The organism is Brachybacterium sp. FME24, from assembly GCF_014897705.1.
GTDB lineage: Bacteria > Actinomycetota > Actinomycetes > Actinomycetales > Dermabacteraceae > Brachybacterium.
In genome coordinates this window covers 51,267-75,359 of sequence record NZ_JABUXV010000013.1, presented here as the reverse complement: position 1 = coordinate 75,359, position 24,093 = coordinate 51,267, and the positions used below count along the sequence as shown (strand labels likewise).

19 protein-coding genes are annotated in these 24,093 nt (G+C 67.5%); 8 read left to right on the top strand and 11 right to left on the bottom strand.

The genetic code is table 11. The features are described 5' to 3' along the window. Positions 1–149: 149 nt before the first annotated feature. The 6 genes from INT51_RS15405 to INT51_RS15380 all read right to left on the bottom strand — a co-directional run bounded on the left by INT51_RS15405 (position 150) and on the right by INT51_RS15380 (position 6,623). Positions 150–1,115, bottom strand: a complete 966-nt coding sequence (locus tag INT51_RS15405; RefSeq protein ID WP_193106220.1) for an aldose 1-epimerase family protein — start codon at positions 1,113–1,115, stop codon at positions 150–152. Next, positions 1,112–1,864 (bottom strand): LUD domain-containing protein, encoded by a 753-nt coding sequence (locus tag INT51_RS15400; RefSeq protein WP_193106219.1) that lies wholly within the window; start codon positions 1,862–1,864, stop codon positions 1,112–1,114. Before INT51_RS15400 ends, INT51_RS15405 begins: the two co-directional genes overlap by 4 nt. Then, positions 1,861–3,447, bottom strand: coding sequence for a lactate utilization protein B (locus tag INT51_RS15395; protein ID WP_193106218.1), 1,587 nt, complete (start codon positions 3,445–3,447; stop codon positions 1,861–1,863). Before INT51_RS15395 ends, INT51_RS15400 begins: the two co-directional genes overlap by 4 nt. Beyond that, entirely contained in the window at positions 3,444–4,229 is a 786-nt protein-coding gene (locus tag INT51_RS15390) for a (Fe-S)-binding protein (RefSeq protein WP_193106217.1), read from the bottom strand. The genes INT51_RS15395 and INT51_RS15390 overlap by 4 nt, the downstream gene beginning before the upstream one ends. Before the next feature lie 83 nt (positions 4,230–4,312). Beyond that, entirely contained in the window at positions 4,313–5,797 is a 1,485-nt protein-coding gene (locus tag INT51_RS15385; RefSeq protein WP_193106216.1) for a malate:quinone oxidoreductase, read from the bottom strand. Between the two features lie 148 nt (positions 5,798–5,945). Next, the gene (locus INT51_RS15380; protein WP_193106215.1) at positions 5,946–6,623 is read right to left on the bottom strand and encodes a DUF624 domain-containing protein; all 678 of its coding nucleotides are present in this window, start codon (positions 6,621–6,623) and stop codon (positions 5,946–5,948) included. A 166-nt stretch (positions 6,624–6,789) separates the two neighbouring features. Between INT51_RS15380 and INT51_RS15375 the strand changes: the two genes are divergently transcribed. Next, entirely contained in the window at positions 6,790–8,136 is a 1,347-nt protein-coding gene (locus INT51_RS15375) for an alpha-L-fucosidase (protein ID WP_193106214.1), read from the top strand. 281 nt (positions 8,137–8,417) lie between these two features. Here INT51_RS15375 and INT51_RS15370 read toward each other — a convergent pair whose 3' ends face one another. The 4 genes from INT51_RS15370 to INT51_RS15355 all read right to left on the bottom strand — a co-directional run bounded on the left by INT51_RS15370 (position 8,418) and on the right by INT51_RS15355 (position 14,090). Then, positions 8,418–10,190, bottom strand: a complete 1,773-nt coding sequence (locus INT51_RS15370) for an extracellular solute-binding protein (RefSeq protein WP_193106213.1) — start codon at positions 10,188–10,190, stop codon at positions 8,418–8,420. Positions 10,191–10,257: 67 nt separating this feature from the next. Beyond that, complete coding sequence (locus tag INT51_RS15365) at positions 10,258–11,268, bottom strand: sugar ABC transporter permease (protein ID WP_193106212.1); 1,011 nt, start codon at positions 11,266–11,268, stop codon at positions 10,258–10,260. Positions 11,269–11,272: 4 nt separating this feature from the next. Continuing rightward, positions 11,273–12,202: a carbohydrate ABC transporter permease gene (locus tag INT51_RS15360; RefSeq protein ID WP_193106211.1), complete on the bottom strand. Its 930-nt coding sequence runs from the start codon at positions 12,200–12,202 to the stop codon at positions 11,273–11,275. Between the two features lie 61 nt (positions 12,203–12,263). Beyond that, positions 12,264–14,090 (bottom strand): hypothetical protein, encoded by a 1,827-nt coding sequence (locus INT51_RS15355; RefSeq protein ID WP_193106210.1) that lies wholly within the window; start codon positions 14,088–14,090, stop codon positions 12,264–12,266. Positions 14,091–14,376: 286 nt separating this feature from the next. Here INT51_RS15355 and INT51_RS15350 point away from each other — a divergent pair, with 286 nt between their 5' ends. The 4 genes from INT51_RS15350 to INT51_RS15335 are packed head-to-tail and all read left to right on the top strand — an operon-like array spanning position 14,377 to position 18,965. Further along, complete coding sequence (locus INT51_RS15350; protein ID WP_193106209.1) at positions 14,377–15,678, top strand: enolase C-terminal domain-like protein; 1,302 nt, start codon at positions 14,377–14,379, stop codon at positions 15,676–15,678. 5 nt (positions 15,679–15,683) lie between these two features. Further along, complete coding sequence (locus INT51_RS15345) at positions 15,684–17,030, top strand: alpha-L-fucosidase (RefSeq protein WP_193106267.1); 1,347 nt, start codon at positions 15,684–15,686, stop codon at positions 17,028–17,030. 5 nt (positions 17,031–17,035) lie between these two features. Continuing rightward, complete coding sequence (locus INT51_RS15340; protein ID WP_193106208.1) at positions 17,036–18,040, top strand: aldo/keto reductase; 1,005 nt, start codon at positions 17,036–17,038, stop codon at positions 18,038–18,040. Further along, positions 18,033–18,965 carry an amidohydrolase gene (locus tag INT51_RS15335; RefSeq protein ID WP_193106207.1) on the top strand — a complete coding sequence of 311 codons (933 nt, stop codon included), beginning with the start codon at positions 18,033–18,035 and terminating at the stop codon, positions 18,963–18,965. The genes INT51_RS15340 and INT51_RS15335 overlap by 8 nt, the downstream gene beginning before the upstream one ends. Before the next feature lie 23 nt (positions 18,966–18,988). Here the strand turns inward: INT51_RS15335 and INT51_RS15330 are convergent, their stop codons facing one another. Then, a complete protein-coding gene (locus INT51_RS15330) occupies positions 18,989–19,681 on the bottom strand; it encodes a FadR/GntR family transcriptional regulator (RefSeq protein WP_193106206.1) in 693 nt (230 codons plus the stop codon). A 270-nt stretch (positions 19,682–19,951) separates the two neighbouring features. On the opposite strand from INT51_RS15330, the gene INT51_RS15325 reads away from it, so the two are divergent. The 3 genes from INT51_RS15325 to INT51_RS15315 all read left to right on the top strand — a co-directional run bounded on the left by INT51_RS15325 (position 19,952) and on the right by INT51_RS15315 (position 24,088). After that, the gene (locus tag INT51_RS15325; RefSeq protein ID WP_193106205.1) at positions 19,952–22,534 is read left to right on the top strand and encodes an ATP-dependent Clp protease ATP-binding subunit; all 2,583 of its coding nucleotides are present in this window, start codon (positions 19,952–19,954) and stop codon (positions 22,532–22,534) included. A gap of 187 nt (positions 22,535–22,721) precedes the next feature. Further along, positions 22,722–23,582, top strand: a complete 861-nt coding sequence (locus tag INT51_RS15320) for a DedA family protein (protein WP_193106204.1) — start codon at positions 22,722–22,724, stop codon at positions 23,580–23,582. Further along, the gene (locus tag INT51_RS15315) at positions 23,579–24,088 is read left to right on the top strand and encodes an amino-acid N-acetyltransferase (RefSeq protein ID WP_193106203.1); all 510 of its coding nucleotides are present in this window, start codon (positions 23,579–23,581) and stop codon (positions 24,086–24,088) included. The genes INT51_RS15320 and INT51_RS15315 overlap by 4 nt, the downstream gene beginning before the upstream one ends. Positions 24,089–24,093 lie beyond the last annotated feature (5 nt).

Sequence of the window (24,093 nt, the reverse complement as noted above, 5' to 3'; positions counted from 1 at the left end):
GGGGCCGATCCCCGGTATGACGAAAGCCCGTCGCCACTGCTGGCGACGGGCTTTCGCGTGTGCTGGGGCAGGGGCACGAGCACGGGATTCGGCGCGCGGCCCGGCTGCGACGCTGTCCGGAAGGAGCCGGTCTCAGGCTCGGCGGCGGCTCACCAGCCCCGGATCGACCAGGCCACCTCATGGTCCTGTCCGGGGGCCAGGCGCACCACGTCGGTGCCGCTGCGGAACGCATCCGGGGGACAGGTCATCGGCTCGACGGCGAGACCGAGGCGGTTGTTCTCCGGCTCCGGCCGATCTCCGGTATGCACCTGCAGCCAGCCGCACTTGTCACCGGCCGTGAGCTCCACACCGGTGCCGCCAGGGGCGGTGACGGCGACCGACAGCTGGTCGTGCCGGTCCCGGCCGAGGTCGGTGAAGGCATGATCGATGAACAGCGAGCCGATGACGCGGGCCGAGCGGAAGTCGAAGGCACTGCCGGGTGCGATGGGCTCGGTTCCTGTGGGCAGCAGGCGGTCCTCGGTGACGGTGAGCACGGTGCCCGCGTCGACCTGCAGCGACCACTCGTCCAAGGGCTCCGGTCCGGCCACGAGATACGGATGCGGGCACACTCCGTACGGGGCGTCCTGGCGGCCGATGTTGCGCGCTGCGACGGTGGTGGTGAGCCCGGAGTCCGGGTGCAGCGCGTGGTGGACCGTCAACAGGAGGTGGAACGGGTATCCGGGGCTCGGGAAGAGTTCGAGGCGCAGGGTGATCTCGTCCGCGGCGATGGAGACCGGGGTGAACGGTGCGAAGGAGACCAAGCCGTGCAGGGCGTTTCCTCGCTCGGGCTCGGTGAGGGCGGCCTGGATCTCCTGGCCGTCCCACGTGTAGGCCCCGTCCCCGATGCGGTTGGGCCAGGGAGCGACGACAGCACCCCGATAGAACTGCATGGGTCCCTGGGCAGGATTGCGCACGAGCAGATCGCGGCCGGCGATCGTGAGCGACTCGAGGATCGCGCCCACGACGGAGACCTCGGCCTGATAGGGACCGGCGACCAGGGTGAACAGGTCGCCACGGTCCCGCGCGGCACCGGGGTCCGGCGTGCTGGTGCTGTCGGTGGGTGCGTGCTCGCTCATGCAGTCTGCTCCTGGGCTCGTGGATCGGTGTCCTGCTCGGGGGTCGGCTCCGGGGCGGGTTCGATGAGCACGACGTCGAGTCGACGCGGCCCGTGCACGCCCTCGACCCGACTGAGTTCGATGTCGCTGGTGGCGCTCGGACCGGAGATCATCGTCCAGGCGGCGCCGGGATCGGTGCCCATACGCTCGATGCCCTTGGGCACGCCGAGCACCACCTGCTCCGCCTCGACCACCACGACGTGATGGTCCGGGACCAGGGAGACGGCGCGACGCCCCCCGAGGTCGTCGCCCCGCAGCACGATCGTGCCGGTCAGAGCGATCGCGGTGTGGCAGCCGGTGAGGACTGCGTCGATCGCATCGAGCCCGCGGGGCGAGAGCGTGCCGTCGTCCCGGGTGACCTCAGGATCGAGATCATCGGTCCAGGATGCGGGGACGCCGGGGGGCACGATGACGCGTGCGGCCTCGCCCAGGGCTGCCGCGATGGCTGCAGGGGCGCCGTCGAAGGTGGTCCGGTGGACGACGGCGGTGTAGTCCTCGAGCCGCTGGACGAGCACGTCACGCACTTTCGCCCGATCCGTGGAGATCTCCTGCTTGTCGTCGGCGCGTTGATAGGCGCGGGGCACGTCCTGCGCCTCGGTGATCTCGTCGCGGCGCGGGACATCCAGCGCCGCGCGCACACGAGCCAGGATCTCGTCCTTCGCGCTCATCCCGGGCGTGTGGGCGGGACGCTGGTCGGCCCACTCGCTCATGACTGCTCCTCGGTGGTGGAGGACGCGGGGCCGGCACCTGGGGCGGTGGCGTCGTCGTCGGAGCCCGGCTGCATCGCAGCATCCTTCTCGCGAGCATCCCACCAGCTGCGGAAGGACTGCCCTGGCTTGGGCAGGTCGCGATGGTCGGTCCACCCGGGCACCAGCGGCAGGATGCCGGGAAGCTTGCCGATGTTCGCGCCCGGCAGCACCTTCGACAGCGGCCCGGCAGATCGCACCGCAGCATCGTAGGCGCGCGGCGAGGACATGAGCTTGCTCGCGCCCTTCATCGCCATGTCCCAGGTGCCGTGGTACTCGCCCTTGGTCTCGCGGCGCTGGTCGACGTCCTCGGCGCGCAGGTGCACGAGAATCTTGGGAATGTCGATCTTCACCGGGCACACGTCATAGCAGGCACCGCACAGGCTCGAGGCATACGGGAGCGAAGTGTTCGGGTCGTCCGGCCCGTCCATACCGGTCATCTGCGGCGAGAGGATCGCACCGATGGGGCCGGGGTAGGTGGAGCCGTACGCGTGGCCCCCGGTGCGGGTGTACACCGGGCACACGTTCAGGCAGGCCGAACAACGGATGCAATGCAGTGCGCTGCGGCCCTCGGGATCCTCGAGCACCGCACTGCGACCGTTGTCGAGCAGGACGAGATGGAACTCCTCGGGACCGTCTCCGGGGGTGACGCCCGAGAACAGCGTCGTGTACGGATTCATCCGCTCCCCGGTCGACGAGCGCGGCAGCAGCTGCAGGAACACTTCGAGGTCCTGGAAGGACGGGATGATCTTCTCGATCCCGACCACGGAGATCAGCGTCTTGGGCAGGGTGAGGCACATCCTGCCGTTGCCCTCGGACTCGACGACCACCAGGGTGCCGGTGTCGGCGACGGCGAAGTTCGCCCCGGAGATCGCGACGGACCCGGGCATGTCGAGGAACTTCTCGCGCAGGAAGCGTCGGGCGGCGTCGGCGAGCTCCGGCGGGTCGTCGGTGATCGAGGGATCCAGATCCGGCATCGCAGCCAGGAAGATCTCACGGATCTGGGCCCGGTTGCGGTGGATGGCGGGTACCAGGATGTGGCTCGGGGTGTCCTCGGCCAGCTGCACGATGAGCTCGGCGAGGTCGGACTCGATGGCCCGGATCCCGGCGTGGGCGAGGGTCTCGTTGAGGTCGATCTCCTGGGTGGCCATCGACTTGACCTTGAGGACCTCCTCGGCCCCGCGCTCCAGGGCCAGACGGGTGATGATCTCCCCGGCCTCGTCGCCGTCGCGGGCCCAGTGGACCACGCCACCGGCCGCGGTCACCGACTCCTCGAGCTGCTCGAGCAGCTCCGGGAGATGATCGGTGACCTGCCATTTCAGGGCACTGCCCGCGTTGCGCAGTTTCTGCCAGTCGCGCACCTCGCGCACCGCCGAGGCGCGTTTGCCGTTGATGGTGGCGGTGGCGTGACGGAGGTTTCCGCGCAGGACCTCGTTGCCGAGCTCGTCACGCGCGGCGTCGGGGAAGGACTGCTCCCCGCGCAGGTTCGAGGACGGGGAGGCATGCTGCGGGCGGACGGATGGGATACCGAGGTCGACGGTGCTCATGAGGCCCTCCCCAGGATGGTCTCGGACGGGAGGAAGGGCTCTTCACGGGTGGAGGCGAGCACTTGGGCGAGATGGATGGAACGCGGGGCGGCGTCGATGCGGCGCAGCTTGCCACCGATGTTCATCAGGCAGGAGGAGTCCCCGGCGACCACGAACTCGGCACCGGTGGAGACCACGTTGGCCGCCTTGTCGGTGACCATCGCGTCGGAGGTGGCGTCGTTCTTCACCGAGAAGGTGCCGCCGAAGCCGCAGCAGGTATCGGACTCCGGGAGGTTCCTGACCTCGATGCCCTCGACGCCGCGCAGCAGCTTCACGGGGCGCGCTCCGACCTTGAGAACGCGCATCGAATGACAGGTGGGGTGGTAGGTGACGCTGTGCGGGAAGTACGCGCCGACGTCGGTCACCTTGAGCACGTCGACCAGGAGCTCGGAGAGCTCGTACGTCTTCGCCGAGACGGCCGCCGCCCGCTCCTCGAGCTCGCTGTCCTCCTCGTGCTGCGCAACCAGCTGGTGCTGCTCTCGCACGCATCCGGCGCAGGATCCCGAGGGCATCACGATCGCGTCGATCGACTCCAGGGCCGGCTCGTAGGTGTCCACGAAGCTGCGCACCACCGGAGCGGCCTCGGAGTAGTACCCCGTGTTGGTGTGCATCTGCCCGCAGCAGGTCTGACGTTTGTCGAACACGACCTGATGTCCGAGCCGCTCCAACAGGGTGACGGTGGCCCGGGCGACGTCCGGCGTCATGACATCCACCAAGCATGTGGTCATCAGCGAGATCCGCATCCGACGGCCTTCTTCCTGGTCTTCGGGGTCTTCGAGGACTTCCGGAGTGGGGCGAGGACGATCCGCCCCACGTCCGGGGCGATTCAGTGCTTCTCGAGACCCAGCGACGCGGCAGTGAGCTCGAGGGAGCGGTGCGCGGCCGCGGGGTCGTCGGAGAGGTTGGTGCCCCAGCTCGGCACCATCTGGGTGATGGTCGAGCGCCAGCCCTCGATGCGATCGGGGAACATGCGCTCGAGCATGCCCAGCATGATGCTGGTGGCGGTGGAGGCACCAGGCGAGGCGCCCAGCATGCCGCCGATGGAGCCGTCGGCCGCAGTGATCACCTGGGTGCCGAACTGCAGCACGCCGTGCTTGGCGGCGTCGGGGGCGATCACCTGGACGCGCTGTCCGGCGGTGACCTCCTCCCATTCCGATTCGCGGGCGGCGGGCATGTACTCCCGCAGCGCCTCGAAGCGCTGGTGACGGGTCGCGGCCAGCTGGGATGCCAGGTAGACCATGAGGTCGAGGTTGGGCGGGGCGACAGCGAGCATCTGCGTGAGGTTCGACGGTTTCATCGAGGCGAACAGGTCCGAGTACTTGCCGCTCTTGAGGAACTTCGGGGACCAGCCGGCGTAGGGGCCGAACATCAGCGAGCGCTGGCCTCCGACGTAGCGGGTATCGAGGTGCGGAACGCTCATCGGTGGGGCGCCGACGGCAGCCTTGCCGTACACCTTCGCATCGTGGCGGGCGATGGTCTCGGGATCGGTGCAGCGCAACCACTGCCCCGAGATCGGGAACCCGCCGAATCCGCGGATCTCCTCGATGCCGGACTTCTGCAGCAGCGGGAGGGCCGCACCGCCGGCGCCGACGAAGACCATGGGGGTGCGCAGGACCTGGATCGAGCCATCGGCCGTGGAGCGGACCATGACGCCCCAGTCCTTGCCCATCCGGCGCAGGTCGATGACCTCGGACCCGGTGGAGACGGTGGTGCCGACGCGGCCGGAATAGTCGAGCATCTGGTTGGTCAGCGCCCCGAAGTCGACGTCGGTCCCGTCGGGGGAGTAGGTCGCGGCGATCGTCTCGGTGACCGGTCGCCCCTCGGTGACCAGTGGGGACCACTCGGACAGCTGAGCATGATCGGTGGTGAACTCCATGCGGTCGAACAGAGGGCTCACGGACAGCGCCTCGTGGCGACGACGCAGGTAGTCGACGTTCTCCATCCCGTGCACGAAGCTCATGTGCGGTACCGAATGGATGAAGGAGGCGGGGTCGCCGATCCGCTCGTTCTCGACCAGGTGGGCCCAGAACTGCCGGGAGACCTGGAACTGCTCATTGATGGTGGTCGCCTTGGCGGGGCTGACCGACCCGTCGACATCCTGCGGGGTGTAGTTCAGCTCGCACAGGGCGCTGTGACCAGTGCCGGCGTTGTTCCAGCCGTCACTGGACTCCTGTCCCAGCGCATCGAGCTTCTCCAGCACCACGATGTTCCAGTCGGGCTCGAGTTCGGTGAGCATCGCGGCCATGGTGGCACTCGCGATCCCGCCACCGATCAGCACCGCATCCGCACGGGTCACATCCAGGTCTGCCATGTCTCTCCGTTCCAGCTAGCTCGGGAGGCGCACCCGTGGAGCGCTGCGTGAACTCTCGCGCGCGACGGGGCGGCCGTGGCGTCCAGGGTATCCCTTGTTGACCGGGCGAGAGGGCGCACCCCTGCCCGTCTGCCGACTCCGGGAGGCGTCAGGCCGTGACGGCGCGGGAGGCCTCGAGATCCTCCAGCAGCAGCTCGACCCGCCGGCTCAGCAGGGTCGTGGCGATGTCGATCCCCGTGGCCGCGCCCACCAGCAGGGCGATCGGCCAGAGGAACGTGCACAGGGTGATCCACACGGCCAGCAGGAGGATCAGGGCGATGAAGCGCGGGGGCAGGGCGCCGGGGAGGAGGATCGCCAGCCGCCACGCCACCACGAGGTCCTGGCGGCGGACCCGCGGAACCGTCATCAGCAGGGCGACGCTGACCGTGGACCAGGCGGCGCTCACGACGGCGATCCCGGACAGGACGACCGCCGTCGTCGAGTCCGCGGTGCCCCCGCCCAGCAGGATCCAGATCATCGATGCCGAGCCGAGCTGGACCACCATGAGCGGCAGCATCCGGATGTTGGCGCTGACGAACTGACGGCGGTAGCTCTCCCACATCAGCGGCAGCACCTTCACCGAGGCTCCATGCCGCGAGGCGATGAAGGCGTCGGCTGCGGCGGCCCCGGCCGGTGCGATGCCCGCGACGATCAGACCCAGGAGGCTGAGCAGGGTCCAGACGATGTTGATCCGCAGCACCAGATAGACGTGCTCGATCATCTCGTTCATATGCATGACCCACGCGGGGACATGCGTCGGGCCCGCGGGCGCTCCGGATCGACTCATGGACGAAAGGGTAGCGGGCGCAGCTGTGAGCTGTTCCACCGTGCGCCGCGCAAGAGGCCCGATGTCTGGGCGCAGAGGACCGGTATTCTTCCGAGCTCCGGCATCGACTGCGAGACATGGCCACCGGATCCTCCTGCAAAGGCCCGATCTTTGATTGACTGGGCGTATGGCATCGACTCCGCGCGACGACGCGCAGCCCACTCGTGCGACGACACCTGTCTCGCAGGACCCAGAGACACAGCAGGCTCAGCAGGGACCGCTCGTCCCGAGCACCGCCCAGCTGGCGTGGCAGCGCGACGGACTGGGGGTGTTCTTCCACTTCGGGGTCAACACCTTCGCCGGGAAGGAGTGGAGCGACGGCACCCTGACGCCGGAGAGCTTCGATCCGAGCGAGCTGGATGCCGACGAATGGATCCGCACTGCGCACGAGCTCGGCGCGAAGTACGTGGTGCTCACGGCCAAGCACCACGACGGGTTCTGCCTCTGGCCCACCGCCACCACCGACTACTCCGTGGCGTCCTCGCCCTGGAAGGGCGGCACGGGTGACGTGGTGCGCGAGGTCGCCGACGCCTGCGCCCGCTCCGGGATGAAGCTCGGCCTGTACGCCTCGCCCTGGGACCGCAACGCCCCGCAGTACGAGGAGCCCGCCGCTTACGACGAGTTCTACCTCGCCCAGTTGCGGGAGCTGTGCACGAACTATGGGGAGCTGAGCGAGCTGTGGTTCGACGGCGCGGGTTCCGCAGGTCGCGAATACGACTGGGACGCCATCGGCGCGCTCGCCGCCGAGCTGCAGCCGCAGGCGATGGTCTTTAACATGGGCCCGGCGACCATTCGCTGGGTGGGCAACGAGGACGGCCTGGCCGCCGACCCCGTGGAGTACGTGACGACCTCGACGGATCTCAACAATTACGACGTCGACGTCGTCGAGTCCGGTGAGGCGGTCTATCTGCCGCCGGAGTGCGATGTCTCCCTGCGCAAGGGATGGTTCTGGCAGCCGGGGGAGGAGCCCAAGTCGCTGTCGCATCTGCTGGCGATCCATGACCGCTCGATCGGGCTCGGCGCCAACCTGCTCCTGAACATTCCGCCGGACCGCCGGGGTCGCATCGATCCGGCCGATGCCGCGCGGGTGCACGAGTTCGCAGAGGCGCTCGCGCAGCGCTTCGGCTCCCCTCACTCGGGTGCCCTCTCAGCCTCCGGGTCGAGTGCTCGTATCGATCTGGGTGCGGAGACGGACTTCGACCACATCGAGCTCGTCGAGCGGCTCGCGGAGGGCCAGCGCGTCACGGGCCACCGGATCCTCCTGGAGGATGGCACCGTGCTCGCCTCCGGGGGAACCATCGGCGTGCGACGCATCCACCGGCTCGAGCAGGCCGTGCGGGCGTCGGGGCTCGTGGTCGAGCTCAGCGGTGAGGGCGCAGCCCTCGTGGCGGCATCCGTCCACGACGCGACGGGTGCCCCGACCCCGGATCCTGATATCGCCTACCGCGCGACGACGGAGCGTCCGGACGTCTGAGGCGCCGTGCCCGATGATCCTCGTGCCGCCAGGTCGCCGGGACCGCAGCGTTTTGGCCGCCGCCGCGCAGATGCGCGAGATCGCCGGGACGCTCGGAGGGCGCTGTAGCTACCCGGTGGAAGCGGAGCTCGGGACCGAGACGGCCTGCGTCGTCCCGTGGTCGGTCCCGAGACACGACGACCGGGCTCTGAACTCCATGGCTGTTCAGAGCCCGATCCCTCTCAGGGCTCCCCGCTGGACAGGAGATCGGCCAGCGCACCATCTCGTCGTCGTCGTTACGCTCAGGCGCGTTCCGAGTCAGCCTCGGTCAGCACCTCGAGGTATCGGTCGAGTCCCGCGGCCTCGAAGGATGCGAGATAGGACTCCCAGTCCGCATCGTCAGTGGGGTCCAGCTCCCCGAGGCACATCTTCGTCGAGTTCTGGGCGAACAGGCTGTCCAGGTTCGCGCGCAGCTCGCCGATCTCCGCCGCCTGATCCGCGCTGAAGAACGGGGGAGCGAAGAGCGACTCGAGCGAGTTCCGATAGGGCTCGTACAGTTTCCCAGCTCTGTAGAGCGCGGGCTCGATCGAGGTCTTCTCGTCCACTCCCAGCCCGTTGCGCACATCCATGCTGGAGTTGTGGGGATGGAACTCCGGCCAGGTCACGTTCTCGGCCTCACCATCTTTCTGGGGAATCGTCGCATACATGGCTGCGCGGCCGTCGATCCCGATCTCATCGGTGCCGGCCCAGTCCCACTGCTCCCCCTGCCGCCCATGGCCGAACTCCAGAGTCGGCAGGAGACCGAGCTGATGGTCCGCCCATCGCACCATGGTCTCCGGGTCGGAGCAGGCGCTTGTGACCACCAGCCCGACGGCATCACCATGGGTCTCGTTCCAGGGGATGACAGGGTCGCCACCAGGGCCGCTGAACGGCGCCAGGGCGACGAATTCGTACCAGAGGGACTTCGGGTCGTAGTAGTCCACGTCCATCAGTGCGTGATGGTGCGGCATCTGTGCCACCCCGACACGCGAACCGGCCGGATCCATCGTGAGGCGCTTGAACTGCTCATTGTCGCGAGTGAACGTGTTGGGGTCCAGGAGGCCGTCACGAACCAGTCGGGCCGCCACCGCGAGCACCTCGCGGAACTTCTCGTCCGACGGGGTATAGACGATGGTGTCGCCGTCCTTGCGGAGCCGATCGATACCCAGATCGAGGTGGGCGGCACTGATGAGCGCGAACGGAATATTGTCCTTGTCGCCGCTCAACGGCAGGATGTCCGGTTTCGCGGACTTCATGTCGCGCAGCATCTGCTCGAACTCGTCGAGCGTGGTCGGCTGCTCGGTCCATCCGGCGGCCTCCAAGCTCGGTTGGTGGACGAAGGTGCGCGAGGCTGACGCTGCGCAGTGGTAGCACTGGTTGACCGCAGGGATCCCATACATCGCACCGTCGGGAGCCGTCCAGGAAGCGCGCAAGTCCGGGTTCTGCTCGAAGAGCTCCTGCAGCTGGGGAGCGACCTCGTCGATCAACTTGTCGAGAGGCTGGAAGAGCCCCTGCGAGCCGTAGACGTAGAGCTGGCTCTTCGTGAATCCGCCCATCCATTCCGGCCCCAGCATCATCGCGTCGGGTAGATCCCCGCTGGAAATGATCGCATTGACCTTCGGGGACCCCTCCTCGCCCGGTGGGACCGTCTGATAGGTGATGCGCACCCCGGTCTTCTCCTCGAGGTGCAGGGAATGGGCGTTGGTCGCGAGATCCAGCCCGGCTTCGCTGCGGGCGAGCACGGTGAATTCCGTGGACCCGTCACCGAACGGCTCGGACTCTCGCGCCTTGGGTCCCACATATCCCTCGGGATAGGGAACCCCGTCGATCTCCGGACCAAGTTCGACCGAGAGCGTCGAGGAGCCCTGTTCGTACTCGACCTGCGGTACCTCGCTGGGGCCCTCGCCGCTGTCCGTCGAGCACCCCGCGAGCAGAGCCAAGGCAGGCCCGGCACCGAGCCCGGCGAGGACAGAGCGTCGGCGGAGGGGATGGTCATGGAGTGCGTCGTCAGGGACGTGGAGCGGATTGGCGGGCATGATGGTTCCTTGTCTCGTCGAGCGGAGTGGTGGTGGTGACAATGGGTGGCGACGGCTGGTGCGGAGGTCAGAACAGGCCGGCCTTCGTCACGCGCTTGGCCAAAGAGTTCACCGTGACCAGCAGGATCAGGCCGATCACGCTACGGAAGAGTCCGATGGCGGTCGCGTAGCTGTACTGGGGGATCGGGCTCTTCAGCCCGACCTCGTAGACGTAGGTGTCGATCACCTGGGAGGTGACGAGGTTCAGGGGGTTCTGCATCAAGAGGACCTTCTCGAAACCGACGCTCATGATCGATCCGACGTTGAGGATCATCAGGACGATGGCGATCGGGAGGATCGCCGGCACATCGATGTGCCACATGCGGCGGACGTGCGTGGCCCCGTCGACCTTGGCCGCCTCATGCAGCTCGGGCGGCACGGATGTCAGTGCGGCAAGATAGATGATGGCGCTGAATCCTGCGGTCTGCCAGATCCCCGACCACACGTAGGTGTGTCGGAACCATCCGGGATCGGTGAGGAACGCGGGCGGGGTCAGCCCCAGCAACTCGAAGGCGTGGGGGACGATGCCCATCTGCGGATCCAGCAGCATGACGAGGATGCCGACGACGACCACGATCGAGATGAAGTTCGGGGCGTAGGTGATCAGCTGCACGATCCGCGAGAAGTATTTCTGCCGCACCGCATTCAGGGCGAGAGCCAGGATGATCGGGATCGGGAACCCCGCGATCAGCTCGTAGAAGGCCAGGATGAGCGTGTTGCTCAGCAGCGGCCAGAAGTTGTAGCTGGTCACGAACTTCTCGATGTGCTTCAGCCCGACCCAGTCCGATCCCGTGATGCCTCCGACCGGGGTGAAGTCACGGAACGCGATCTGGATGCCGTACATCGGCCAGTACGCGAACAGGACCACCCATATCACTGCAGGCAGGAGAAGCAGGTACAGCTGCCAGGAGCGTTTCAGCTTCTTCGACAGAGGGGTGGTGCGTTGGCCGGCGATCGGGGACGCCGAGTGCTTCCTGCGTCCGGAGGGGGTGTCCTCGACCCGGAGCTGGTCGACGAATGTCTGCTGGTCCGTGCTCATGTTCTCAACCCTTCAGGGAACCGATCATCATGCCCTTGACGAAGTGCTTCTGCACGAACGGATAGGCGATGAGCGGGGGGACGGACGCGATGATGATGAGGGCGTACTTGAGCTTGTCGGCCAACTGCTGCATCTCCGCGATGCGATCGGGGTTGGCGCCGGCCATCTTCGAGGGGTCGAAGGTGTTCTCCAGGAGGATGTTCCGCATGACGAGCTGCAACGGGTAGAGGTCCTCGTCGGTGAGGTAGATCAGGCCGTTGAAGTAGGCGTTCCAGGTGGCCACGCCGTAGAGCAGCAGGTTCACCGCGAGGATCGGCTTGGACAGCGGCAGCACGATCCTGGCGAAGAACCGCAGATCGCTCGCGCCGTCGATCCGAGAGCACTCGAGCAGCTCGTGGGGGATCGTGGTCTGGAAGAAGGTGCGGGTCACGATCAGCTGCCACACGCTCACGGCGGCGGGCAGGATCATCGCCCAGATCGTGTTGAGCATTCCCAGGTCCCTCACCACGAGGTAGGTGGGGATCATGCCGCCGGAGAACATCATCGTCAGCACGAAGACAAGGGTGAAGGCATTCCGGCCCACGAGATCCGACCGCGATAACGCGTAGCCGCCCATCACCGTGGCCGCGGTGCCGATCAGCATGGCGGCTCCGGAGTACAGCAGGGAGTTGAGGAAGCCGCGGGTGATGGCCGGATAGTCCAGGACGGCCTGGTACGCGTCCAGGCTGAAGCCGACCGGCCACAGCCACATCTCGCCGGAGGACACGGCGGTCGGGCTCGAGAGCGAGGCGCTGATGATGTACACGAAGGGATAGACAATCGTCAGCGTGAACAGGGTCAGGAGCACCAGGAGCACGACGTTCAGGATGCGGTCGGACCGCGGGTCCTTGATGTGCCGGTGGGCGCGCACCTCTGCGGTGGCGTGAACTGTCATGGTGAGGGAACCTCTCTGCCGGGATCTGCAGGGGAAGGAAGGGCGGGGGCTCGGAGCGGTCTCATCCGTTCTGGGCGTCGTACGCCGCCTGATGGATCTCGGTGTAGGTGTCGATGCCGATCGAGGACGCCGTGGCGATGTACTCGTCCCAGTCGGCGTCGTCGCTCGCGTCCTTGGCGCCCGTCCCGAAGGCCGCCATGGCCTGCTTCAGATGACTCTCGAGGTTGGTGGTGATCTCGCCGATCTGGGCGGACTGGTCCATGTCCAGGACCAGAGGGGGGACCCCGGATTCCTCGGGCGTGGCGAAGGGCTCGTAGAGCTCGGCGGCACGGAAGAGGATCGGCTCGACGGAGGGGTTGGACTCCTGGACCACCTCGCCATGGCGCTGCGACATCGACTTGTACAGAGGACCCCATTCGCGCCAGGCAGTGTTCTTGAGGTCCTCCGGCGTCGGAAGCACCTCGTAGACCGCCTGCTGGCCGTCGATGCCCATCTGCCCCTCGGAGGCGAAGTCCCATCCGACTCCCTGCTCGCCGCGCCCTCCAGAAATGGTCAGGCCGAGCTCGAACTGGTAATCGGCCCACCGGATCAGCTGCACCGGGTCCGGGCACTCCGGGGTGATGACGTAGTTGAGGTACCCGTAGGAGAAGTGATCCCACTGAGCCGTGCGAACCCCGTCAGGACCGGCCATCGGTGCGAGCGGTGTCATGATCAGGGCGGCGCTGTCGGGATCGGTGTAGTCGGCAGCGGCGCTGAATTGGTAGGTGGAGTACCCGTAGCCGACGCCGAAGCGGGGACCGTCGGGTCCGTCGCCGAGCTTCTGGTACTGCTCAGCCGTGTTCGAGAAGATCCCGGGATCGAAGTTCCCGGCAGCGAACTGCTCCTGGATCCAGACGATCCCGGCGCGGAAGGCGGGATCCCGGTGATGCCATTCGAGAGTCGATCCGGTGCGCCGGAGCCAGAGGTCGGGGATCTCGAGGAACGACCCCAGGAAGAACTGGAACAGCTGGAGCATCGTGTCCGCATCGGCTGTGGTCAGCACTGAGGCGTCGGGCCTGCCGGAGAACGCACGGAACTCGTCCATCACGGAGACGTACTCCTCGAGAGTCTCGGGCGAGCTCGCCCCGATCCCTTTCAACCAGTCCTGGTTGATCCACGTGCGGACGTTCGCGCTCTTGCAGTGATAGCAGTCGTTCATCGACGGCACGCCGTAGAGCTTTCCGTCAGGTGCCGTGTACTGCTGACGCATGTTCGGGAACGAGTCGAACATGTCCAGGATGTGCGGCGCGTTCTCGTCGATGAGCTTGTCCAAGGGGATGAAAAGCCCCTGCTGGCCGTAGATGCTGATCTCCGACGGGTTGAAGATGTCTTGCCCGACCATCAGCGCGTGGGGGAGTTCGCCGCCGGCAACGATCGCGTTGACCTTCGTCTTGCCGTCCTCGCCGGCGGGGACCGTCACGTACGACGCTTTCACCCCGGTCGTCTGCTCGAGGAGGGTCGAGTAGTAGTTCGTGGCGAGATCGAGCTCGGGATCGGTCTGGCTGAGGATCGTGAAGTCGATCGTCCCGTCGCCGAACGGCTCGAGCTCGCGGGCACGCGGACCGACGTAGTCGTCCGGGTAGAGGATCCCGTCGATCTCCGGAGCGATCTCCACCTGGAGGTCGGCGCTGCCGGGGGTGTAGTCGTCTCCGCCGGTGACCTGGCCGGCGCTGTCCTCGCTGCCGCAGCCCACGAGCGCTGCGGGCGTGATCATCGCGGCGCCGCCCAGCGCCGCGGAGCGACCCAGGAAGGTCCGGCGGGCCACGCTCCCCGCGCGGTCGTCCGTGCCCGTGTCTCCCACGAGGGAGGGCGGGCTCGAAGGGTGATCGGTGCGGTCGGGATCGTTCACGAGGGCTCCTCGGTCGGCGCTGATCGATTGTGGAGTGGGACACACGGACTATGGCATAGGCCCGATGGGTGCGGCAAGAGTTTCCGATTATTGGGGCCCTGTTTTTCGCCTAGATCTACGAAACACCGCACGAAAGTGTCGTGACCTGGAAATCTGACAGAAGGGGGCGGTTTCCTGAAAGCTTGGGTCGATGTGGCGTGCTGCGGTAGCCTCGGTAGACATCCGAGGTCTTGGTGGCGTTCGTGTCGCGGACGTGCAGGGCCCACATCCTGCAAGGAAGTTATCGATGCCCACGTTCACGACCCTCGACGTCACCGACGTCCGGTTCCCGACGTCGACCTCGCTCGCCGGCTCCGACGCCATGAACAAGGACCCTGACTATTCGGCCGCCTATCTCGAGGTCAGGACCTCCGACGGCGAGAGCGGCGTGAGCCTGGTCTTCACGATCGGCCGGGGGAACGACGTGCAGGCGACGGCAATCCGTGCGTTGTCCCATCATCTGCTCGGCCGGGACGTCGACGACGTCCTCGAGGATCTCGGAGCTGCCGGGGCGGCGATGACTGCCGATTCCCAGCTCCGCTGGTTGGGGCCGGAGAAGGGTGTGATGCAGATGGCGATCGGTGCGGTCGTCAACGCCCTCTGGGATCTGCGCTGCGAACGCGAGGGGAAGCCGCTCTGGAGGCTGTTGGCGGATCTGTCTCCCCGCGAGCTCGTCGGTCTCGTCGACTTCCGGTATCTCGAGGACGCCCTCACGCGAGAGGAGGCGCTGGAGATCCTCGAGCGCGCAGTTCCCGGTCGCCAGGAAAGGATCGCAGAGCTCGAGGCACAGGGTTTCCCGGCCTACACGACGACCCCCGGGTGGCTGGGGTACGACGACCAGAAGCTCGAGCGGCTCCTCCGAGAAGCCGTGGACGGTGGCTTCGAGATGGTCAAGCTGAAGGTCGGCGCGGATCTCGAGGACGACATCCGGCGCTTCTCGATCGCCCGCGAGGTGCTGGGGGAGGGCTTCCCCATCGCGGCGGACGCCAACCAGCGCTGGGGGGTCGACGAAGCCGAGCACTGGATGAATGCCCTCCGTCCCCAGGATCCGTATTGGATCGAGGAGCCGACCAGCCCGGATGACATCCTTGCGCACGCCGAGATCCGCCGGCGCATCGCGCCGATCCGGGTGGCGACCGGCGAGCACGTGCACAATCGCGTCATGTTCAAGCAGCTGCTCCAGGCCGGGGCGGTGGACATCGTCCAGATCGACGCGACGCGGGTCGGGGGAGTCCACGAGAACCTCGCGATCCTGCTGCTGGCCGCCAAGTTCGGGGTGCCTGTGTGCCCTCACGCAGGAGGAGTGGGGCTGTGCGAGATGGTCCAGCACCTGTCGATGGTCGACTTCGTCGCCATCAGCGGTTCCCTCGAGGATCGCCGTATCGAGCATGTCGACCACCTCCACGAGCACTTCGTCGAACCCGTGAGGCTGGAGCGCGGCCGATATCTCCCGCCGGAGAAGCCCGGCATCGGAGCCCGTATGCATGCCGGATCGATCGCGGATCACCGCTTCCCGGACGGCCCGGTCTGGAAGGAGCTCGTCCCGTGAACAGCATCGATGCACCCTCAACAGCGTCCCGCCCCGGTGACGGCGGCGGGGACCCCCACTCCTGGTTCGACGAGGCCCGGTTCGGGCTGTTCGTCCACTTCGGCCTCTACGCGATCCCGGCGCGCCACGAATGGTCGATGACACGCGAGCATCGCACCCTCGAGGACTACAGCAGCTATGCGGAGTTCTTCGACCCTGACCGCTTCGACGCCCCGGACATCGCCCGCCGGGCCCGCGAGGCCGGGATGCGATACGCCGTGCTCACGACCAAGCACCATGAGGGCTTCTGCCTGTTCGAGACGGAGCACACGGACTACTCGGCGCCGGACGTCTGCGGTCGTGACCTGGTGCGCGAGTTCGTCGACGCCCTGCGCGCCGAAGGTCTCCACGTCGGGTTCTACCACTCCCTGCTGGACTGGGCGCATCCGGACTTCACGATCGATGTCAGCCATCCGCTGCGCGACCGGGAGGACGTCCAGGAGCTGAACTCCCGTCGGGACATGGCCCGCTATCGCGAGTACCTCCATGCCCAGGTGCGCGAGCTGCTCACGAACTACGGGAGGATCGACTACCTCTTCTTCGACTTCACCAACCCTGAACGGGACGGCAAGGGGCCCGAGGACTGGGACGCCGAGGTGCTGCTGGCGATGGTGCGCGAGCTGCAGCCCACCTGCGTGGTCAACGACCGGCTCGGGATCCCTGGTGACCTCGTCACCCCGGAGCAGTACCAGCCCGCGGCGCCGATGACCACGGCGGACGGCGACCCTGTGCGCTGGGAGGCCTGCCAGACCACCAACGGCTCCTGGGGGTACGACCGCGACAATCACGACCACAAGAGCCCCGACCTCCTGGTGAGGATGCTCGTGGACTCCGTGGCCAAGGGCGGGAACCTGCTGTTGAATGTCGGTCCCGACGGCCGCGGCGCAATCTCGACCGCCGATCGCGAGGTCCTGCGTCGGATCGGGCACTGGATGGAGCTGCACGCCGCATCGGTCCACGGCGCCGGGCCCGCCGAGGGCATGGAGGCGCCGCAGGGCACGGTGCTGACCCGACGTGGTGATCGGGTGTACGTGCACCTGACGACCTGGCCGATGCAGCACCTCCACCTTCCCGGCCTGTCGGGGCGGGTGCGCTTCGCACGATTCCTGCATGATGGGTCCGAGGTCGTCCTGAGCACGATCGATCCCGACCAGCAGGCCATGAACATGACCCCGGCCGGTCTGGGGCCGGATGTGCTGACCGTCACCCTGCCGATCCGACGGCCCGACGTCCTGCTGCCGGTGATCGAGCTCCGGCTCGGCGAGACATGCGGTGCGCAGAGCAGCCCGCCGGGCACCATCTTCGAGGAGTGAAACTCATGGAGTCCGCAACTCCCGACCCCGTAGGGTCCGCCCGCCACCGCCACCGCCACCGCCACCGCCACCGCCGTCCCGGACCGGCACGCCTGCCGGAGCTCGGCTTCGGTGCGGCCCAGCTCGGGAACATCTTCCGGGTCACCACCGAGGAGGAGGCCCGCGGAGCCGTCGAGGCTGCCTGGGAGGGCGGCATCCGCATGTACGACACGGCGCCCCACTACGGGGTCGGCACCAGCGAACGGCGTCTCGGAGCGCTGCTCGCGGACTACCCGCGCGAGGAGTACCTGATCTCGACGAAGGTGGGCCGGCTCCTGGTTCCCGGGCCCGGTGACGGTGACGACATGGCGAACGCGTTCGCGGTGCCGGACGACTTCGTGCGCCGCTGGGACATGACCGAGGAGGGCATCCGACGCAGCCATGCGGAGTCGCTCGAGCGCCTGGGCCTGGACCGCGTGGACATCCTCTATCTGCACGACCCCGAGGAGGCGCCCGAGGGGCACTCGATGGACGAGGCGCTCGCCGCACTCGTCGCGATGCGGGACGAAGGGCTCGTCAGTCGCATCGGCGTCGGCTCCAAGGACGCCGACGTGCTCTCCCGTGCGGTCCGCACAGACCTGATCGACGTGGTCATGATGTCGGGTCGCTACACCGTGCTCGAGCAGCCGGCTGCCGCCGAACTGCTGCCCGCCTGCCTCGAGCACGGTGTCGAGGTCGTGGCGGTCTCGGTGTTCAACTCCGGAATCCTCTCGCGCTCCGTGGTGCCCGATACGGCGATGTACGAGTACGGCGACGCCCCGGAGAGATCCCTGGAGCGAGCTCGCGAACTGGCCGGGCTCGCACAGGAGAACGGGGTCGAACTGCCCGATCTCGCGATCCGGTACCCGCTGCGGCACCCGGCGATCTCCTCGGTCGTGCTCGGTATGCGTACGGCCGACCAGGTCCGGCAGAACATCGAGCGCATCGGCCAGGACATTCCCGAGGAGCTGTGGGAGCAGATCGATGCCTGAGGCGGGAGCGTTTCGTCGTACGGTCACCCCTCTCACGAAGCCCCATATCACCGACACCCACCTGCACCTGTGGGACCGCTCCGGCGGTGGGTACCGATGGCTCGACAGCGCATCTGAGGGGCTGCGTCGCGACGCCCGCTGGGAGGACGTAGAGCAGCAGCATGGCGCACTCGGCACCACCCGCGTCGTGCTGGTGCAGGCCGACGACACGCTCGAGGACACCCGCGCGATGCACGTTTCCGCAGAGCGTATCGAGGCGCTCTTCGAGGCACAGCAGGGGAGTGTGTGCCGGGTCGACATCGTCGCCTGGCTGCCACTCGACGATCCCGTGCGCACCGCGACGCTGCTGGACGACGTCGCGGCGATGCGCCGGGTGGTGGGCGTGCGCCACCTGGTCCACGACGATCCGGATCCGGGGTTCCTCGACCGGCCCGAGGTCCGGGAGAGCCTGGCGCTGCTCGCCGGCCGAGGCCTTCCGCTGGATGTCCCGGATGCCTTCCCCCGGCATCTCGACCAGGCGACCTGTCTCTCCGGCGAGATCGAGGGTCTGGTCGTGGTGCTCGATCACCTCGGCAAGCCGCCGCTGGGTGATGCGCGGGAGATGGTTCGCTGGGAACGGGCCCTTCGAGGCTTTGCGGGGCACGGGACGACGGTCGCGAAGCTCTCGGGCCTGTCCACGAGCGGACAGGGTTACGCCGCTGGCGAGGATCTCCGCGCCGCTGTCGACCTGGCACTGAACCTCTTCGGGCCCGAACGGCTGATGTTCGGCAGCGACTGGCCGATCGCCCCCGTGCCCTTCGATCTCGGTTCCGGCACGGGCGACCTGCTGGCTCTGCTGGCGGAGCTGCCGGTCGCGGATCGCGAGCTGGTCCTGCACGGCACAGCGGAGCGCGTCTACCGGCGGGCGGCCTCCGATAAACACTGACCGTGGCGTTGGCGCAACGTCGGTCAGTCGACCGTGGTGCCCTTCTGGATCCAGCTCTCGACGCCCCCGATATGGGCCGCGGCGTGCACCCGCGCGAGGTCGGCGCGGCCGGCCTTCAGGGCGTCGAGGATGCGACGGTGCTCGGCCAGCGTGGACTCCACGGCAGCGTCCTCCGTGAGACCCCGCCAGACTCGGGCCCGGGCGGTCGCACTCGCGAGGCCCTCGAGCATCGACGTGAGATAGACGTTGGGGCAGCGGCTCGTGATGAGGTGATGGAAGTCGATGTCCGCCTGCACCTGCTGCTCGACCGAGGAGTGGGCCGACAGGTCGAGCATCAGCTGTTCGAGCCGATCGAAGTCGTGTTCGCTCAGGTTGGGGCAGGCCTGCTCGACGGCTGTCGGCTCGAGCAGCCGCCGAACCTCGAGTATCTGCCCCTCGCCCGAACCCTGATGCAGGTCGAGGATGAAGCCGAGCGACTCCACGAGCACGCTCGGGGCGAGCGAGGTGACGTAGGTGCCGTCTCCCTGGCGCACGTCCAGCACGCGGATCACGGACAGGGCCTTCACGGCCTCCCGCAGGGAGTTGCGGCTCACGCCGATGCGCACGGCCAGCTCTTTCTCCGGGGGAAGGCGGTCCGCAGGACCAAGTTCGCCGTCGATGATCATCTGCTTGATCGCATCGATGGCCCTGTCCGTGACGGCATGCGGTGCTGGCATCGCGTCCCACTCCTCGCTGGACCGGCGTACGTGCCGGTCACGATGTGATCGATGCTAGTCCACCGCGGCCCCGGGCGGGGCAGGTGCCGCACGGTCCCTCGTGCCCAGGGCGGGAGGCCGGGGGCACGACAGGACGGAGGCGGGGAGGGGCAGGGCCCGGCGTGATCGGCGATGCGTCGGCCGCCCGTCACGCCAGCGGCGAACAGGCGAGGAATCCACGAGGAACGCGCGTAGTCTCGATCCATCACCACCACCGGACGGGGGAGGACCATGTTCGAGCGCTTCACCGATCGCGCCCGCCGCGTCGTCGTTCTGGCACAGGACGAGGCACGACTGCTCAACCACAACTACATCGGCACCGAGCACATCCTGCTCGGGCTGATCCATGAAGCCGAGGGAGTCGGCGCCAAGGCCCTCGAGGCTCTCGGCGTCACCCTTGATGCCGTGCGCGAGCAGGTGCGCGACATCATCGGCGAGGGCAACCAGACCCCGAGCGGCCACATCCCCTTCACGCCCCGCGCGAAGAAGGTGCTCGAGCTGAGCCTGCGCGAGGCGCTGCAGCTGGGTCACAACTACATCGGCACCGAGCACATCCTGCTCGGCCTGCTGCGCGAGGGTGAGGGCACTGCCGTCAAGGTGCTCTCCCGTCTCAAGGCCGAGCCGTCGGCCGTGCGCCAGGAGGTCATCGAGCGCCTGTCGGGCTACCAGGGCAAGGAGCCGGCCACCGCCGGCGGCCCCGCCGAGGGCCAGCCTGCCGGATCGCTCGTGCTGGACCAGTTCGGTCGCAACCTCACCCAGGCTGCCCGCGAGGGCAAGCTCGACCCGGTCATCGGGCGGGTGAAGGAGGCCGAGCGCGTGATGCAGGTGCTCTCGCGCCGCACCAAGAACAACCCGGTTCTGATCGGCGAGCCCGGCGTCGGCAAGACGGCGGTCGTCGAAGGCCTGGCACAGGCCATCGTCGCCGAGGACGTTCCGGAGACGCTCAAGGACAAGCAGCTCTACACCCTTGACCTCGGTTCCCTGGTGGCGGGCTCCCGCTACCGCGGTGACTTCGAGGAGCGCCTGAAGAAGGTCCTCAAGGAGATCCGCACCCGCGGTGACATCATCCTGTTCATCGACGAGATCCACACCCTGGTGGGTGCCGGTGCCGCCGAGGGCGCGATCGATGCCGCCAGCATCCTGAAGCCGATGCTGGCCCGTGGCGAGCTGCAGACCATCGGCGCGACGACCCTCGAGGAGTACCGCAAGCACATCGAGAAGGACGCCGCGCTCGAGCGCCGCTTCCAGCCGATCCAGGTGGATCAGCCCTCGGTGACGCACACGGTCGAGATCCTCAAGGGGCTGCGCGACAAGTACGAGGCACATCACCGGGTGACCATCACCGACGCCGCGCTGGTGGCAGCTGCGAACCTCGCCGACCGGTACGTCAACGACCGTTTCCTGCCGGACAAGGCCATCGACCTGATCGATGAGGCCGGGGCCCGGCTGCGGATCCGCCGGCTCACCGCGCCGCCCGAGCTCAAGGAGCTCGACGCCCAGATCGAGATCGCGCGCACGAAGAAGGAGGAGGCGATCGACGGGCAGGACTTCGAGCTCGCAGCCTCCTTGCGTGATGAGGAGCAGCAGCTCAAGTCCGAGCGCGAGGAGAAGGAGAAGGCCTGGCGCCACGGCGAGTCCGATGCCGTGACCACCGTCTCCGAGGAAGTCATCGCCGAGGTGCTGGCCGCCTCGACCGGCATCCCGATCGTGAAGCTCACCGAGGAGGAGTCCTCGCGTCTGCTGAACATGGAGGACGAGCTGCACAAGCGTGTGATCGGCCAGCACGAGGCCATCAAGGCGTTGTCGCAGGCGATCCGCCGCACCCGTGCAGGGCTCAAGGACCCCAAGCGGCCCGGTGGCTCGTTCATCTTCGCCGGCTCCACGGGCGTCGGCAAGACGGAGCTGGCCAAGGCGCTCGCAGAGTTCCTGTTCGGCGACGACGAGTCCCTCATCCAGCTGGACATGTCCGAGTTCGGCGAGAAGCACACGGCCTCGCGCCTGTTCGGCTCGCCTCCCGGCTACGTCGGCTACGACGAGGGCGGCCAGCTCACCGAGAAGGTCCGCCGCAAGCCGTTCAGCGTGGTGCTGTTCGACGAGGTGGAGAAGGCCCACGTGGACATCTTCAACTCGCTCCTGCAGATCCTCGAGGATGGCCGACTCACGGACTCGCAGGGTCGCGTGATCGACTTCAAGAACACCGTGATCATCATGACCACCAACCTCGGAACCAGGGACATCGCCAAGGGCGTCTCCATGGGCTTCACCGCGGGCGGCGATCTGAACACCGATTACGACCGCATGAAGTCGAAGGTGAACGAGGAGCTCAAGCAGCACTTCAAGCCGGAGTTCCTCAACCGTGTCGATGACATCGTGGTGTTCCCGCAGCTGAAGCCGTCGGAGATCGTCCAGATCGTTGATCTCATGATCGCGAAGCTGGCAGTGCGTCTGGCCGAGAAGGACATGACGATCGAGCTCACCGACGGAGCCAAGACGCTGCTCGCGGAGAAGGGCTACGACCCTGTCCTGGGCGCGCGTCCGCTGCGCCGCACCATCCAGCGCGACATCGAGGACACCCTCTCGGAGAAGATCCTCTTCGGGCAGGTGCACGTCGGTGACACGGTCGTGGTCGGTGCCGAGGGTGAGGGCCTGCTCGGCGAGCTGACCTTCAACCGTCGTGGCGACAACGGCGAGCTCGAGTCCATCACCGAGATCGTCGATGTGGCATCGATGACCCAGGCTCGTGCCGAAGAGGTGGCGCGCCCTGACGGTGCAGCGGCACCAGACGCGAAGAACGCTGAGGCCAGCGCCTCCTGAGCGGTGAGAGGCGTCCCCGCCCCGGCGGCGGGGACGCCTCTCCCGGACGTCCCGGCCCACGCGAGAGCGCCGGCCGCGAGTGATCTCCCGGTTCCCCTGGGCGGTGAAGGTCACGAGCGACGGGATCGCACCACCAGTTCGGCGGTGACGCCGGAACCAGTGCCGAGGAATCAGAGGGAGAGGACGCATGGGCGAATTCGTCGACTGGTTGCTGTCCCTGACCGGCCAGGTCGAGGACTGGATCATGGTCGTCGCGGACGCCTGGTGGATCTATCTGATCGTCTACGGCTTCGCCGCGTTCGACGGTTTCTTCCCGACGGTTCCCAGCGAATCGACCATCGTCACACTCTCCTCCCTCTGGTCCTCCTCGGGCCGCCCCTACATCATCCTGATCGGCCTCGCCGCATGGATTGGCGCCTGGACCGGGGACAACCTCGGGTACTTCCTGGGCCGCAAGATCGGCTGGGAACGCTTCAGATTCCTGCGCGAGGGAAAGGGCCGACGAGCAGTCGATGCCGCGGACCACGGCCTGCAACGCCGCGCTCTGGTGTTCCTGATGACAGCGCGCTACATCCCCTTCGGCCGAACCGCCGTGAACCTCGTCGCGGGCGCCGTGCGCTACCCGCACAAAGAGTTCTGGCCGCGCTCGTTGCTGTCCACCTTCGTGTGGGCGGTCTACTCCTGCGCGATCGGCGCGGTCGCCGGCGCCTGGTTCGGTGAGCACCATCTGTTGGCCATCACCGTCGCCCTGATCGCCGCCGTGGTGCTCGCCCTCGCCGCCGAACGGTTGATCTCGATCGTGCACCGCACGCTGGACCGACGCGCCGAGGAACGTGGCGAGGTGGTCCGGGACCGCGTGGGCGCGGACTCCCAGGCCGACGAGACGAACCCTGCCCCTGACGAGGACGATCACGACGACGGTGATCCCACCGCTGATGATGCTGCGAGACTCGACGCCGAGTCGGTTCTCGCCCGGCCGCGCGAGAGCGCGACGGATGCCGAGGAGACCTCGATCGTTCCCGCGCACGGACAGGACAGCCCTGCATGAGCGTCACCATCCGCCCCGCCCTGCCGGCCGATGTGCGCGGCATCAACCAGCTCGTCGAGCCGATGACGCACACCGGGGTCCTACTGGGCAAGGACCTCGTGTCGTACTACGAGGCCGTCCAGGAATTCCTGGTCGCCGTCGACGACGACGGCGCTGTGGTGGGCTGCGGAGCACTCCACGTCATGTGGGAGGACCTCGCGGAAGTTCGTACGCTCGCGGTGAGCGATGGGCAACGGGGAACCGGACTGGGCCACCGGATGCTGACCTCCCTGCTGGACCGCGCTGTCCAGCTCGGACTGAGTCGCGTCTTCTGCCTGACCTTCGAGGTCGACTTCTTCGTCCGACACGGCTTCGAGGTGATGGATGACGTGGTCGACCCCGAGGTCTACAACCAGCTCCTGCGGTCTCCCGACGAAGGCATCGCCGAGTTCCTCGACCTCGCGCGCGTCAAGCCGAACACCCTGGGAAACACCCGCATGATAAAGCTCCTGGAGCCCAGGGCTTAGCTCCA